This window comes from Bacteroides sp. HF-4919 (genome assembly GCF_018860125.1).
In genome coordinates, this window is sequence record NZ_JAHKNF010000001.1 from 371405 (window position 1) to 387078 (window position 15674).

Here is a 15674-nt window from a genome sequence, read left to right on the forward strand (position 1 = left end):
TGCTTATACATTATACGTACCCGACTTTGTATCTCCTCCGTGCCCAGTCCAGTTTTCATGGAAAAAGACTCCTCGTAACTCATCTTTTCGCTCGAATGTATGAGCACCGAAATAATCGCGCTGTGCCTGCACCAGATTAGCCGGAAGATCAGCAGACACCAACGAATAGAAATAATTCAAAGCCGAAGAGAAAGCCGGAACAGGCAGTTCCTCACGCATGGCCTGTGCCACCAGATTCTTCCACCCGGACAACAGCCCTTTGATCTCTTCTTCAAAATAAGGAGCCAGCAGCAGATGTTTAGGCTTTTCTTTTGCCTCAAATGCCGCAGCAATATCATTCAGGAAAACACTGCGAATAATACAACCACCTCTCCACATCCGTGCAATCGAAGCCAGATCGAGGCTCCATCCAAACGCATCGGAAGCGCGCTGCAATACCGCAAACCCTTGAGCATACGAAACCAGTTTCGAAGCATACAATGCCGCGAAAATCTCTTTTTCCGTATCTTGTTTATTATATACAGCCATCGAATGTTTAGATTGATACTGTCGGGCGGCGGTTTCACGCAGTTCCTTCTGAGCCGACAAGCTACGTTCAAAAACGGCCGTAGCTATCAATCCTAATGGCATACCTAATTCCATAGCGTTGATCACCGACCATTTACCTGTCCCCTTCTGACCGGCAGCATCCAGAATCTTATCAATCAGATAGGTCCCTGTCTTATCTTTATGACGAAGTATATTGCCTGTGATTTCTATCAGATAACTCCGCAACTTACCTTCATTCCAACGGGTGAACACAGATGCCATCTCTTCATTAGTCATATCCAGCAGTTCTTTCATCACCCAATAAGCTTCAGCAATCAACTGCATATCACCATACTCTATCCCGTTATGGATCATCTTCACAAAGTGTCCCGATCCGGCAGGCCCCACCCACTGACAGCACGGACTGCCATCGGGAGCTTTGGCTGCAATGCTCTGCAAGATGGGCTTTACCTCCTCCCATGCTTTTTCCGAACCGCCCGGCATGATAGAAGCTCCATTCAAGGCTCCCTCTTCTCCACCCGACACACCGGCACCGACGAACAGAAAGCCTTTCGACTCTGCCAGTTTCACTCTGCGGTTTGTATCTTCATAATTTGAGTTACCACCGTCAATCAATATATCACCCGGAGAAAGATACGGGAAAAGTTGCTCCATCAGCTCATCTACGGGGCTACCGGCGCGCACCATCATCATTATCTTACGAGGCAAAGCGATCGATTCTACAAAAGCCTCTATATCCGTGAAGCCCTCTATATGCTTGCCTTTAGCCCTTCCATTGATGAAACGTTCCACCACTCCTTCTTCCACACCCGGCACCGTACGATTATACACCGATACGCTCCAACCTCTGCTTTCCATGTTCAGAGCTAAATTTTCTCCCATCACAGCTAAACCAATCAGGCCTATATCTGTTTTATTCTGAGTTGCCATAATTGTAATATGTATCTAAATTAGTTGATATTTTGTTCTATTTCTTATTATTTATAACACATATCGAAAATATTTGTTCGGATAGTTTCAGAATAAAATATTACTTTTGCAACAAACTTCTAAAACCTCGTAATGAAGAAAATACACATAGGACTTTTGCCACGTATCATCATAGCTATTATACTTGGTATTGCTATCGGAAATTTCCTGCCGACACCTTTGGTACGGCTGTTCGTGACCTTCAACTCCATCTTTGGGGAGTTTCTAAATTTCTCCATACCACTTATCATCCTCGGACTGGTCACCATTGCCATAGCCGATATTGGTAAAGGGGCCGGACGAATGCTACTCGTGACGGCACTCATTGCATATGGTGCCACTCTTTTCTCCGGATTTCTGTCCTACTTTACCGGAGCCGCCATTTTTCCTTCGCTCATTACTCCCGGAGCACCTCTCGACGAAGTGAGCGAAGCACAAGGAATCCTCCCTTATTTTTCTGTTGCCATTCCACCCTTGATGAATGTCATGACGGCACTGGTCCTTGCCTTTACCCTCGGCCTGGGGTTGGCAAGCCTGCATAGTGACGCCTTGAAAAACGTAGCACGAGACTTTCAAGAGATTATCGTACGTATGATAAGCGCAGTCATCCTCCCGTTACTGCCCATTTACATCTTTGGCATTTTCCTTAACATGACACACTCCGGACAAGTATTCTCCATCCTTATGGTATTTATCAAGATTATCGGCGTTATTTTTATACTGCATATTTTCTTGCTGGTTTTTCAATATTGCATTGCGGCATTGTTCGTCCGTAAAAACCCGTTCCGCCTGTTGGGACGAATGCTGCCGGCTTATTTCACCGCTTTAGGTACTCAGTCGTCAGCCGCCACCATCCCTGTCACACTCGAGCAGACCAAGAAGAACGGTGTATCAGCCGATATAGCCGGATTTGTCATCCCGCTTTGCGCCACCATTCATCTATCCGGAAGTACCCTGAAGATTGTAGCCTGCGCTTTAGCCTTAATGATGATGCAGGGCATGCCTTTCGATTTTTCCCTGTTTGCGGGTTTCATTTTCATGCTCGGCATTACGATGATTGCTGCTCCCGGTGTTCCCGGAGGTGCTATTATGGCTTCTTTAGGCATCCTCCAGTCCATGCTCGGTTTCGATGAATCGGCCCAGGCATTGATGATCGCCCTCTACATTGCCATGGACAGTTTCGGTACAGCTTGTAACGTAACCGGTGATGGAGCCATCGCTCTGATTATAGACAAGATCATGGGGAAAAGAAAAACTCCCGAAAGCCTCTAATGGCTATCGGGAGTTCACCCTGTTTGGTTATTAATTCCGTTTTTATAATGTCATAGCCTGCCCGCCTATTACACCGGCTACAGCACTTGCCACAGCAATAATCAACTTCAATATAATATTCCATCCCGTTTTCTTCATACTCTTTATCCTCCTTCCGCTGTCAATAATTATTATATCAGCAATAAATTTTATCAGGCTGTCGGATCATCCACAATATCTCCACTACCCGATCCGCCATTAATTGTTCCCCCTATCGCACTGACTTTCTGGAATTCCACTCCCTGAAGCAAAGCACGGGTAGTGCCGATAGCTGCGGGACGAGTATATTCCGGAGTAAACAGACAACGAAGAGCCGCCACCTGATTCGGACTCACCTCTTCCTCTTGATCCACTCCATGCCCTTGTGTACAAGCTTTCATCGTGAAAGTGCCTAATCCCTCCAGACGTACCGAACGGCTATTCAACAATTCTTTACGCATGGCAGTCATCAAGTTACGAATCACATTATGAACATCACCCGGTGTCAATGATGATTTTTCAGCTATTACTTCAGCCAACTGTTGTGAAGTTACCATTTTTCCAACTTTCACCAGAGTCAGGTGCCACTGTTTCTTTCCCTCTTTAGTTTTCAACTGCGATTGTCTCGCTCTATAAAATAAAGGCATAATTTTTCTCCTTCTTTACTAATGTTACTACTACGTTTCATTCATGTTTTGTTGATCAACACTGCAAAGATGAAGATTTACAAATTATCGGCAAAGGAAAAAACGGTCCGGAAAGCAGTTTTCTCAGAAAAACTTATAACACGCTTATTATCTGTATCATAATCCTAAGCTCTTCGTTCAATTGAATTTGCAAACTCACTTTTTAATATAATAGCAGTCGGGTAAATGTAACGGATATAAACGATGCTATGTAATCATGATACAAAAAATGTAAACCTGAAAAGCGGAAATTATAAGTTGAGCGTAACTCACACTAATACAATTATTTGTGTCATTTCTAGTGGCTTTAACTATCTAACTCCTTAAATGCAATAAAAAGCAGATTTAGGAAAACGTTCAGTTACTTATCCGCTCCCTGTTTTTCAAATAGAAAAATGAGGTAAAATACTGAATTTTAGACGGATTTGGCTATATGTGCTGCTTTTCTTTGGTGAGTGTCGTTAGTTAGCCGATGAAGGCACTGTTAGTCTGCTGTTTTCATTTCACACGGGAGTATCTCTCCGCACATCCTATATCTCCATTCGAATAAAACGTCACGACAACGGGTTTTGTCATTTTTTCCCATCTCTCTTCACCATAATACGTAATATTGGGCCACAGATCTTTGAGATTTCAGCCGAAACCCGGCAGGGCTTGAGCTTGAATAATCACTCGTCCGGAACTTCCTTTGCCCCTGTAACGAAAATGACTGCCCCGATTAACCAATTGGAATAAAAATCGATTAATTATCTCTATTGATAAGATTAACAATCACTTTAACCATTGTATCCATTTCTTCGGTGCGACTTTCGGCAATCATTAGTGTCAAAGCCACAAGCGCATTGTTGCCAATCCGTTTACTTCTGTCGGAATTATACAAAATGCCGTTACGTTCCATAAACCAGAGAAATAAAAATGCAGCGATACGCTTGTTACCATCGCTGAACGAATGGTTTTTAGTGACTAAATACAACAACATCGCTGCCTTTTCTTCTACGCTCGGATAAAGTTCTTGACCGCCAAATGTCTGGTAAATAGTACCTATCGAACCTTTGAACGATTGGTCTTTCTCATTGCCGAAAAGAGAACTACCTCCAAATTTCTTCCGTAACTCTTCAATGGCAGCTATCGCATTTTCGTAGGTAGCTGTAAATTGCTCTTTATTAGTAGTTTTGTCTATCTTAAGTTGTTGATAATCGTATCTGTCCAGCGTATCAAGAGCGTAAGCATAATCAGTAACCACTCGTAACAATCCGGTTGCCTCAGAGTATTCCAACGTCTTGTGGTCGAGAACATTTGCCAATACCTTGATGGTCTGCTTCAAATCCTCGTACTGCTCCAGCTTGATATTCTCCTTAACGACATATCCTTTAATCAGATACTCTTTCAGCACTTTGTTCGCCCAGATACGGAATCGGGTTGCATTTTTAGAATTTACTCTATATCCTACGGATAGAATGGCATCGAGATTATAATATTTCACCTCTGTTGTTTGCGTTTTATCTGCCATAGCACCATGTGGAGTGGTATGTTCCAAAATGGAACATACCCTATTTTCTTCCAATTCTCCCGATAGAAATATATTTTTCAGATGCTTGGTAATGGCTGGTCGCTTCGTCCCGAACAATTCGGCTATCTGCTTTTGGTTTAGCCAGATAGTTTCCTGTTCCAACTTAACATCAAGCGAGGTGCTGCCATCGGCTGTTTGGTATATAATTATTTCTCCTTTGCTCATGCCTTCTAAATTTCCTGTAAAGTTAATGATTAATTCTGCTCACTCAAGTATGCTGCCTGATAATTGTATTGTAATATAATTGGTTGACATTCTGCTATGGTCATTTTACACATAATCCATTTGCAAAATATTTTCGTTTTATATGATTGAATCCGAAAAGCACGAGCCGTAATCACATCCAGCCCGTAACAATCAGACAAAAAGTTACAACAAACCAACATTACTCTATGGGTATAATCACCTGTTGCGATACCTGTTTTTAGAATCGCACGTACATGGGAACGTATTGTCGAGATCATCACCCCGAACAGTTCCGCTATCTCAAAATCTTACATCTGAATATTGCCCGATATAGATACCACACCGCTTTCGCTGATTGTAATTATATTCTTTTTCATATTCACCTTGAGTTAAAAAACAGGCTTTTCTATTTGAAGAACCTCGCAAAGAACAAGATGTTTAAGAGTATCGGGTTGTTTGCCGAAGTGAGTGTAAGTTACCATAATAATTCAGTATTAGAGATGGATAATCACATACAAAATCATTTTCAAAACTGTAATCAACAATCCATTCGTTCTCGTTTGTATCTATGCGAGTAAGTCGAAATATGCCTGAAGTAACACTCGCATCGAATTTATCCATGTTAAATGCTATATAATTGCAAAGATACGAGAATGATAGCTATGTTGGATAATAATCAAGATAAAATGATTTCCTTTGTGGAAGAGTGATTTGAAGCAATGGAAAAACACAGCAGACTAAAATAGTTTGCTCGTTTCTTATCCGTTCCCTATTTTGATTTTCTGTTTTGCAAAGCACTACAAATCAATAATATACTTCAATATATTATAGTAGTGGCAAAAACCGTGTCGGGCAATCCAAAACAATTCTCTTAAATATCACTTCGCTTGATGCAAGCAAAAGAAACGCTTCATAAATAGAATATAGACCAAACTCAGCGCAATAATGGTACCCGACAAATACCCATATTCATTCCCCGGAAATAGAAGATACCCGGCTATAACTACTGCCTGCACCGACATATACACCAATGAAACCACCACGTGAGGAATTTTCAACTCATTTGCCATAATCTGGTACAAATGTTTTCGATGTGGCAAACCAATATTCTCATGCAACATCAACCGATGAATTATTGTCAGCACACTATCCACCCCATAGACTGCCAACAAGACAATCCAGCTGAAATTTTCCGTACGGATTATCAGCATACCGATCAGAAAGAGGATCACGAAAGCAATGCTAACCGAACCTACATCCCCCGCAAAACACTTTGCCTGTTTCCGGAAATTGAAGAAGTTAAAGACCAACACAGCACAAAGCATGGTATAAATCAAAGCCGGCTCTACAAATGGAACATATGCCCCATTTATAAATGCTAATGCCGTCAGCACCACCAACGAGTATCCACCTGTAATGCCATTAATACCATCCATGAAATTATAGGCATTAATAATCCCTGTGCAAATAATCAAAGCAACCACAATGGTCCACCAAGGCAGGCTGAACAACCCCCATTGATAGAACATCAAAGCCATCGCCGTAAAATGAAACACCAAACGTAACCCCTGAGAAGTAGAACGAATGTCGTCTACAAAACTGATAAAAGTAATCAATGTCAAAGCCAGCATAAACCAAGGATACTCAAACTGATTCGTCAGAAAGTAAGCTAATGCGCCAAAGAAGAAAATAATTCCTCCCCCTCTCAAAGTGATCCGGGTGTGCGAACTCCGCTCGTTCGGTTTATCGATGATATTGCATTTATCAGCAATACGGAAATAAAAAAGTTCTACTAAGAATAGCAGAACTAAGATTATTAAATAGTACATAACTTATTTAGTTTCTTCAAATGAACGAATGGTTTTCATCAACCCCTCTTTAGCTGTCACAGGCATTTTATCAATCCCGAGAGCAGCTTTGATTTTAGCATTACTTACCACATAATTCTCCGTCAGTTTACGAAGCCTTTCCGTATTCAGTGGCAAATGGAGTAAAGTTCCCAGTCCGGCACATCCTTCCATAAAGCCCTTATTCATCTTCCAGATATGGGGCTGTTTTCCCATTGCCTCACACATGATGGCAATCAGCTCATTTGTTGACAAAGCTTCATCATCCCCCATGTGATAAATGCCCGTAGGTACCTCTTTAGCCAATAATCCCTCAATCACATAGCATAGGTTATCAATTGAAGTAAACGAACGACGATTTTCGAAGTCACCCAATGGCCAGGGAATTCCTTTCTTCACCACATTATACAATAGATTCAGATTTCCTTTATTCCCCGGACCATGAATCATACAAGGTCTTAATATATAAACCCGTTTTTCTGTAACCGAAGTCATCTCCCGAAAAGGAGAACACTCGCAGAAGGAGACAGCAGGAAATGCAAAATGTTCCTTTATATACTCTTCAGCTCTTATTTTACTTTCCCCATAAGGACCAACAGGAGCCGGAATAACATCCTCAGTAAGCATATCTCCCACTACACTATCAGCCGCAGCTTTTACTGAACTAAAAAATATGAATTTCTTCGCAGAAGACTCCAAAAAGAAATCAAATATCTTTTGAGTCAGACCGGTATTAATATCAAAATAAGACTGAGCAGTTGATTGGTTTTTCGTATCATGAGCCTTTCCGGCAAGATGAATGATTGCATCAAATTGGGGAAGAGTTTGTAATGGGAATGACTCTGGATCAATATCTTTCCAACAAAATGTTTTCAGTACACCTTCTCTTGTCGGACACACGATATCAAGTCCATAAAGATTATGTCCGACTTTTAAATTGTTTATGAAATTGTAACCGACAAATCCATAAACACCAGTTATTAATATATTCATTGTATAATCTCAATTATTATATAGCCTTTCGATTTCTCTCCATACAAGTTCTGGACTAAAATATTTTTTTACAAACTTCCGCCCAGCCACTCCATAAGCTCTCTTTTTTTCTGGAGAATCCAACAAATCCAATATTGCAACTGCCATTTTTTCCTTGTTATGTTCTACAAATATACCTGTTTTATTTTCAATAATGGCATCAATACAACCAGTAACCTTTGTAGTAATAACAGGAATCTCCATAGCTGAAGCTTCCAATATCGAAGTAGGAAACCCTTCTCTATAAGAGGGCAAAATAAAGACATCCATCAAAGCATAATACCCATCTATATAACGATTATCCACATAGTTAGCATTAATAATATACGGATTTTCTTGGATAGATTCAACCACTGCATATGGTAAAGCATCACGCTCCTCCATCATGCCAACTAATAATAGAACAATCCTAGGATTCTTTCTACGAATAATATCTAAAGACTCAACTAATTCAACTATTCCTTTATCTCGCACCAACCGACCAACATATCCAAGAATAATTGCATTCTTTGGAATTTTATGTTTATTACGAAGTTCTAAAACAAGAGATTTTTTTACGTTTGATCTACAAAATCTCTCAACATCAATTCCGTTACAAGTTCCTTTATGTAATATCAATTGTTTTTTTTCTGAATTTAAGTGATCTTCTAAACTCCTTCTAAAAACAGATGGACTAACACATATGACTTTTGTAGCCAAATAAGCAGTCAGACGATCAATCATAATTAGTAACCATCTTTTAGTGCCTATTGAAGTCTCGTAAACAAGTCCATGACGAAAATACAAACGAACAGGAACCCGCATTATAAATGCAGCAATCATACCAATCAGCGCACCTTTAGGAGTATGTCCAGATACAATATCTATCTGTTCTGATTTTATATATCTACACATATTCCATATTGATTTACAATCTTGAAATATAGAAAATTTACGTAATATGGGAATTTCTTTATACGAAAAATGATAAGCTATAGAATAATCCTTCAACTTCTCTGAAGGACTACAAGCTATATATATTAAATAACCCTTTTTACTGAAATATAACAATTGTTCTCCCAAAAAATATGGAATAGTGAAAGAAATATTAACAACATGAAGAATTTTCATTTTCATACACTATAAATGTTATTTGTAAGCGTCCAAAACATGGTATACACCTCTTAGGCGAATGCCAGTAGGCACCCGTCACTTGTCTTGGATATTAAGTTTTAATTTGTTTTCACTAATTTGTTAGGCTGATCGTCATCGGAAGCAGGTTCTCATAATCCGTTCGACCCTTCCGGATCTCTGTCATGTACTTGCAGAAGAAAGATCGGAAGCTGATTCCAGCCTGCTTGCAGGTTTCAATAAAGGTATTGTAAACTGCCGATCGTAAAGCACCTTTCGTACTACAGAAGAATAAACTGTTTTTCCTCTGCACTGTCAAGGGACGTATCGCCCGTTCGGCAGCAAGATTATCAATTGTATATTCACCGTCTTTGCGATAAGCAAAAAGCTGCTCCCAAAACTTATGGAGATAATTCAAAGCCGTTCTCATTAAATCACTCTTCTCTTCTTCAGGTAATGCAAGCAAATCATAAAGCTCACTCCGCAAAGCATTAACAATGCCATTCGTATAAATATCGTTGCGCTTTTCCTGGATCCGGGTTGCTGCCAATTTATCCCGGCGGTAGTCATCTTCACGCTTATAAAGCTTAGCAATCTGTTCCAAGAAGAAACGGGCCTTCTCGCAGCCTTGGTTATAGGCATCCTTGAACTTATTCCGCGCATGGGCAAGACAGCATAAATGTTCCACCTCCATCAGTTCGTCATCAAGATACATATAGACGTTATAACCATCGCTCTGCAAGGACTTGATTTGCGCATCGCCCAGAAAATCCTTCAGAACGCTACGGCCACGACCGCCCTCATGCTTAGTACCCAACTCGTCCAGACAATCTTCATAGAAGAAGATCACAATACACGCTTTCTTATTCACAAGGCACCACATGTAGGTTTTCTTATGACCGAAGTGGGTTTGGTAACGACACCAGGTTTCATCAACATTCACATTCGAACCGGGCTCTAAAGCGATACTCTTCAAAGCCGGGATCAACTTGTTGAGTTGAACAGCACCCTTATCTGCCCAATTGGCCAGGTTCTGGCGGCAGGTATTCCAGTCCATGTCAGACAGCCGGTTCTTCGATTCACGATAATCAGGAGAGCACATCTGGTAACGGTTGAACAGAAGGTAGAATAACAAAGAGGCCGTGATATGAGTGCCCGAAACGACTTCATTGTATAAGTGAGCCTGATTATCATCGTCGCAAGGAAGATATACGTGTTTGATACTTCCATCGAGGTATTTAACTTTCAGAACCTCAAAATGATGTTCTTCAATCAGATTGACAACCGTACGAACAACTTTAGATTTCATCACTTTCAGGATCACGGTACCAGCCGGAAGTTTTGAACGGTCGCATTTATGTTCGATAGGATCGCCCACTATGTCTTTCTTATAGGTAGTACCCTTACGACTGGCTCCCGAATAGACGGGAGCGGAAGTATCCACCGAACCTGTATCTGTAGGAGTGGTCGGAACTGTACCATCAAAATCAGAACGATCATCGTTTCTGCCTTTCACCCCTTTATCTTTATCAATGCCCTTACGACTCTTGGAGGTATTGTAATGGTCATTATTAACCACCCCCAAACGATCTTCCAGTTTCTTATTGGAACGAACCAGCTCGGCATTTCTCTTCCGAAGCTCATCTAATTCATCAGTCAGAGCCATGACACGCTCAAGTAGCTTGCTTTGTTCTTTGGAAGCAGCTTTAAGTTCAGACAGATCATCTAACACACGGTTCATTTGCTCCTGCTTCTCTTCCAACTGACCCAGAAGGAAGCGTACGTAACGTCTCATTTCATCCGGCTCCATATCCGCACAAGGATCGGTAAAGGAAGAAGAAGCGTTCAACTCCTGCCTCTCGAGATAATCTCGCATTAATATTCGGGTATGTAATTCCTCTTGATCCATGGCCTTTATTGGACATAAAGATACTCAATATCAAAGAAAGACACAAGCAAAACCCAATGTAATGTACTGACATATAGTTATTTAACGTACAAACACATGCTGGCGATCTATAAACGTATGGATTTAATAATAGGGCTTTCAAGCACAGACACAAGGCTCTGCCAGTCGATCTTATAAACCGTAATACCTTCTTCCAACTCAATTCGCATAAAACGGTAACCGTTCGTAAAACTCTTCTCATGCAAATAATAAGCATGACGCTCGTAATGGATCAGTTTAACCTTCTTTTGGTCTTTGGACATAAAAATATAAACATCTCCCTGAAGCGGATCACGGTGGTAACGCGAACGGATAATCTCAGAAACACGAGGAGCCTTGCACCGCATATCGTGAAAAGTGGGAAGATAATAGAAATTCTTTAAACCGGAAATTGTCAACATAAGCCCTCCAATTTCTCTACCAAAGCCTTCAAACCATGGTAGTCTAAATTGCTTTTACGGATATTCAAACCATCACGGGTCTGAATAGCGACCAGAATATTACCCGAACCTACCGGTGGAGTAGCCTGCTTGAGAACTGTCGTACCACAAACCGGAGCGGGAGATTCTTCCATAAGAGAATCAGAAGAAGGACCACCTTCAATCTGAACCGGAACGATTTTCTTACGAGTCTTCACAAACCAACTATTAAAATCACGATAAGGAACACCTTGAATCAGGCAAAACGAATTGATCGAAATTCCTTGGGGCTCACCGCGGTCTTGTAGAGGAACCATAACTTCTCAAAATCACTACTGCTGTACATAAAATTATTTTTTAAGTGTGCAGCAAAGGTAAAGACCTAATCGAAACATATCAAGACATCATTTTGGGACGCTTACCTATGACCCTTGGTTTAGGAAGTACCACCGTGCAATTGTCTGGGACATCTTCCACAACTACACAATTAGCCCCCACTTTAACATTGTTGCCAATAGTGACGCTTGGGAGAATCTTCGCACCCGCACCGATCATTACATTGTCAAAAACTTCACCCATAAACAATTATAACACACTGATATACAATATATTATCATTCACACAAACACATCATGCCCCACAATGATACCATTCGGACCATGTGGAAGATGAGGAGGTGTCACAAAGTATACATCGGCATTTAAATCTGTGCCAAACGAACAATTATGATAAGCATCCGTTTTCTTTATATAATACAGGTAATATAACTTCACCAGAAGAGGCGTTTTATTACTATTGGTAGTTACAATAGCACGACGTCTCCAGTACTTATCGTGGTTATAATGCTGGATGACAGCTAATATAGCTTTAGCATTTCCTTTCAACATTCTCAAAAACAGAGCTTTCATAAAAAATAACTTAAGTCAACCTTACCTTTCTAAAGACAACAAAAAACAAAAGAAGCCAAATGAAGTGCATAACCACATAAAACATTACAGGATAATGTAATCCACCTATAAATAAAAGAATAATTGCATATCTAAAGTTATAATTTTTCTCCTTTACAGACAGATAAACAAGCGTACCTATAAAAACGACATAAAGCAATATGCCCGAATGGGTAATATAAAAAATAGGTCCAAAATCAATAGGAATCATTACTGTTGGAGATACTTCACCCCATATCAGAGCTGAAGTAGATGAAATATGAGCCAAATATAAATGGAAAATATCCACTACAAAATCATACAAAAAAGTAAGATAAGAAACACTTAGCTTTTCTACCAAGTCAGTCAGACTGATATAATAGATACCCCCTAACAACAATAAGATAAATACATATTTAAATGCTTTAAAGCGATACCCCCAAACGGGAATTAATAATAAAGCAAAAGAAATGAAACCTGAACCGCTTCCTTGGCACATCACTCCAAGCACCACAAATACAAAATAGATATTTCGCACTCTTCCAAGCCCCCAAATATCATGCAAATAACGCTTCAGTAAATAGAATACACAAATAAGAGTAGAGTTAACACTTGGTTGCCCAAACAGGCCAAACGGACGTTCCAAATAGGTTACATTTTCACTGTTATACATCGGTTGAAGGCTAGCATATCCCGTATTGAGCAATATAAAATCGACAATAATCGACAAAGAGACTACTATGATTAAATACGAAAGATAAACATCAAAATAGCTACGACAAAAAGCCCGAATATCTACAAACAAAGGTATTACTAGCAATAACAGCAAAAACAAATTAAAAAAAACAAATAAGTCGCTAATCTTTTGACAAAAAACGGAATATCCCAACAAAGAAATAAAAGCAAGAAATAACAAAGGGTTCTTCTTGATAATATCAAAATATTCTTCATTAATTTTACTTCGCCACACAAAAGACTCCACAGCCAACAGCCCGATGAAAAGAGCCGTTAGCGACGATGCAACGATTGGAGTTATTCTATAATTGATAACATTAACCCATGGAGCATAGACCAACAATAGCAACAACGTTTTTTCTTTTATCTTACCCATTGCACAGAGACCTACACATATATATTTAAAAATTTCAGAATCTTATAAAACCAATTTTTCCCTAAGAAAGAGACAAGATATACTAATATAAGCCTTTTATCCACCAATAAGAAATCAGCCAATATTCTTCTATTAGGATTAAACGGCTTATTCCATGTGTTCATAAAGTGATGAAAGGCTATTTTTGCCTGGTATCTTTTCACTGCATAATGATTCTTTAACGCCGGATTTTCTTTTAGTAATTGCTCTAAAAACTGTCTCATCTCTACTTCAAAGCAAGATCTTTTCGACCAAGTCATACTAGTTTCGTGTGCTCGCCAGTAGCACAAACAGTGATGATCATATCGCACTGCACTAATTTGCGCAATACGAATAAAAAGATCAAACTCCTCAATCATTGAAAAACGGGTATCAAACCAAGAAGATAGTCTCTCTATCACGGCACGCCTAAACATGACGCTCGGTATGGCTATGCGGTACGAAGCCAATAAATCTTCAAAAATCATCCCCTCTTTCTGCTCCTTTTTAAAGAACTTCCGGTAGTGGTTCTTTTTTTCATAAAAGGTATAACCATTAGTATATACAAGCCCTACTTCCGCTTGAGCAAAATAGGTTAAAGATACTTTCACTTTATTTATCTCAATCCAATCATCACAATCCAAAAAACTGATAAATTCACCTTTTGCCACCTTCAGAGCTCTATTACGAGCCTCTCCGAGTGACGTATGCTCATCAGCCAATATATATCGTATTCTTTGGTCTTCAAACTTTTGAACAATCAGTGCGCTGCTGTCTGTTGACAGATTATCATACAGCAGTAATTCTAAATTTTCATATGTTTGAGCCAATACACTTTCTATAGCATTAGCCAAATATTGCTCCCCATTATAGAAATTTATAATGATAGAAACAAGCGGTCGATTAGGATTGCAAAGTGCGTTCGATAACATCACAAATAAAATTAATCTGTTCTTCCGTCAAGCCCGGATGCAAAGGTAATGTGACGAGTTCCTCATATACTCTATCAGTATGCTTCAATGTTACATTATCTTGATTTCCAGCAAATAAAGTCAGCAAATGATTCGGTCTGTAATGCATTCCGGTCGGAATCCCTTCCTTGGCAAGCGCCTCTTTCACCGTATCCCGTTCGCCTCCTCCCACTCTGATCACAAAGATGTGAGGCACCACTTCATCATAGTTACATTCAATAAGTTTTACAACACCTTTCAACCTTTTTTGATAGAGTTTAGCCAGTGCCTGACGTTTCTCTTTAAATTCTGGAAACTTCTTAAATTGCACCAGCCCGATGGCAGCCATGATATTACTCATGTGATACCTCCACCCCTGATCATGCACATCAAAGAGCCAAGTCCTCTCCCCCTTATATCGGCTTACCGTATCGTTTTCCACTCCCAATAGTCGGGCATCTTTTATTTTTTGACACACCTCCACATCATTCGTTATAACCATTCCCCCTTCTCCGGAAGTAATGTTTTTAATGCCATCCATACTGACGCAACAAACATCTCCAAAACTACCCACCAATTTTCCTTTATAAAAAGAGCCAAAAGCATGAGAAGCATCTTCTATGACCCTTAAACGGTGCTTTCTCGCAAAGTCATAAATACAATCAAGATCGCCCACATTCCCCGCATAATGCACCGGCATGATAGCCTTCGTTCGAGGCGTCAGTTTAGCTTCCGCATCCGCTAAGTCCAACGTGAGCGAAGCATCACAAACCTCACAAGCCACAGGAGTAGCTCCCGTAGCTTTGATAGCTTGAAAACAGGCTACATACGTCAATGATTGCACTAAAACTTCATCTCCCCAGCCAATTCCTACCCCCTGCAATGCCAAATGCAAAGCCGCAGTTCCGGTATTGACCAATGTCACATTTCGTTGAAAAAAGCATTCTAGCTCTTCCTCGAATTTCATGACATCCTGCCCCATTCCCAGATACCCCCTTTGCAACACATCCGTCACAGCGTCTATTTCCTCCTGTCCTATTATCGATTTAGACAATTTCATACC

General features: G+C 40.1%; 16 protein-coding genes. 1 reads left to right on the top strand and 15 read right to left on the bottom strand.

Going from position 1 to position 15674, the window contains the following annotated elements; translation table 11 throughout:
* Positions 1–3: 3 nt before the first annotated feature.
* A complete protein-coding gene (gene gnd, locus KO473_RS01615; protein WP_005819718.1) occupies positions 4–1479 on the bottom strand; it encodes a decarboxylating NADP(+)-dependent phosphogluconate dehydrogenase in 1476 nt (491 codons plus the stop codon).
* A gap of 132 nt (positions 1480–1611) precedes the next feature.
* On the opposite strand from gnd, the gene KO473_RS01620 reads away from it, so the two are divergent.
* Complete coding sequence (locus KO473_RS01620; RefSeq protein WP_005808836.1) at positions 1612–2790, top strand: dicarboxylate/amino acid:cation symporter; 1179 nt, start codon at positions 1612–1614, stop codon at positions 2788–2790.
* A gap of 42 nt (positions 2791–2832) precedes the next feature.
* Here KO473_RS01620 and KO473_RS01625 read toward each other — a convergent pair whose 3' ends face one another.
* The 14 genes from KO473_RS01625 to KO473_RS01690 form a co-directional block, all read right to left on the bottom strand.
* Positions 2833–2928 (bottom strand): smalltalk protein, encoded by a 96-nt coding sequence (locus KO473_RS01625; protein ID WP_005786866.1) that lies wholly within the window; start codon positions 2926–2928, stop codon positions 2833–2835.
* A 53-nt stretch (positions 2929–2981) separates the two neighbouring features.
* Entirely contained in the window at positions 2982–3455 is a 474-nt protein-coding gene (locus tag KO473_RS01630; RefSeq protein WP_005819713.1) for an HU family DNA-binding protein, read from the bottom strand.
* Between the two features lie 781 nt (positions 3456–4236).
* Positions 4237–5229 carry a virulence protein RhuM/Fic/DOC family protein gene (gene rhuM, locus KO473_RS01635; protein WP_005819707.1) on the bottom strand — a complete coding sequence of 331 codons (993 nt, stop codon included), beginning with the start codon at positions 5227–5229 and terminating at the stop codon, positions 4237–4239.
* A gap of 899 nt (positions 5230–6128) precedes the next feature.
* Positions 6129–7079, bottom strand: a complete 951-nt coding sequence (locus KO473_RS01640) for a glycosyltransferase family 4 protein (RefSeq protein ID WP_005819701.1) — start codon at positions 7077–7079, stop codon at positions 6129–6131.
* Positions 7080–7082: 3 nt separating this feature from the next.
* On the bottom strand, positions 7083–8090 hold the full coding sequence (locus tag KO473_RS01645) for an NAD-dependent epimerase/dehydratase family protein (protein ID WP_005819698.1): 1008 nt from the start codon (positions 8088–8090) through the stop codon (positions 7083–7085).
* 9 nt (positions 8091–8099) lie between these two features.
* The gene (locus KO473_RS01650; protein ID WP_032537464.1) at positions 8100–9239 is read right to left on the bottom strand and encodes a glycosyltransferase family 4 protein; all 1140 of its coding nucleotides are present in this window, start codon (positions 9237–9239) and stop codon (positions 8100–8102) included.
* Between the two features lie 115 nt (positions 9240–9354).
* Positions 9355–11115 carry an IS66 family transposase gene (locus KO473_RS01655; RefSeq protein ID WP_234067296.1) on the bottom strand — a complete coding sequence of 587 codons (1761 nt, stop codon included), beginning with the start codon at positions 11113–11115 and terminating at the stop codon, positions 9355–9357.
* A 140-nt stretch (positions 11116–11255) separates the two neighbouring features.
* The gene (gene tnpB / locus KO473_RS01660) at positions 11256–11588 is read right to left on the bottom strand and encodes an IS66 family insertion sequence element accessory protein TnpB (protein ID WP_005819689.1); all 333 of its coding nucleotides are present in this window, start codon (positions 11586–11588) and stop codon (positions 11256–11258) included.
* The gene (locus KO473_RS01665; protein ID WP_005819687.1) at positions 11582–11923 is read right to left on the bottom strand and encodes a hypothetical protein; all 342 of its coding nucleotides are present in this window, start codon (positions 11921–11923) and stop codon (positions 11582–11584) included. Before KO473_RS01665 ends, tnpB begins: the two co-directional genes overlap by 7 nt.
* A 79-nt stretch (positions 11924–12002) precedes the next feature.
* Positions 12003–12185 carry a DapH/DapD/GlmU-related protein gene (locus KO473_RS01670; RefSeq protein ID WP_005819684.1) on the bottom strand — a complete coding sequence of 61 codons (183 nt, stop codon included), beginning with the start codon at positions 12183–12185 and terminating at the stop codon, positions 12003–12005.
* A gap of 38 nt (positions 12186–12223) precedes the next feature.
* Positions 12224–12514, bottom strand: coding sequence for a hypothetical protein (locus tag KO473_RS01675; RefSeq protein ID WP_005819682.1), 291 nt, complete (start codon positions 12512–12514; stop codon positions 12224–12226).
* 10 nt (positions 12515–12524) lie between these two features.
* Positions 12525–13643: a hypothetical protein gene (locus tag KO473_RS01680; RefSeq protein ID WP_005819680.1), complete on the bottom strand. Its 1119-nt coding sequence runs from the start codon at positions 13641–13643 to the stop codon at positions 12525–12527.
* An 11-nt stretch (positions 13644–13654) separates the two neighbouring features.
* Positions 13655–14593, bottom strand: coding sequence for a glycosyltransferase (locus KO473_RS01685; protein ID WP_005819678.1), 939 nt, complete (start codon positions 14591–14593; stop codon positions 13655–13657).
* On the bottom strand, positions 14565–15671 hold the full coding sequence (locus tag KO473_RS01690; RefSeq protein ID WP_232303437.1) for a DegT/DnrJ/EryC1/StrS aminotransferase family protein: 1107 nt from the start codon (positions 15669–15671) through the stop codon (positions 14565–14567). The genes KO473_RS01685 and KO473_RS01690 overlap by 29 nt, the downstream gene beginning before the upstream one ends.
* Positions 15672–15674: the final 3 nt, after the last annotated feature.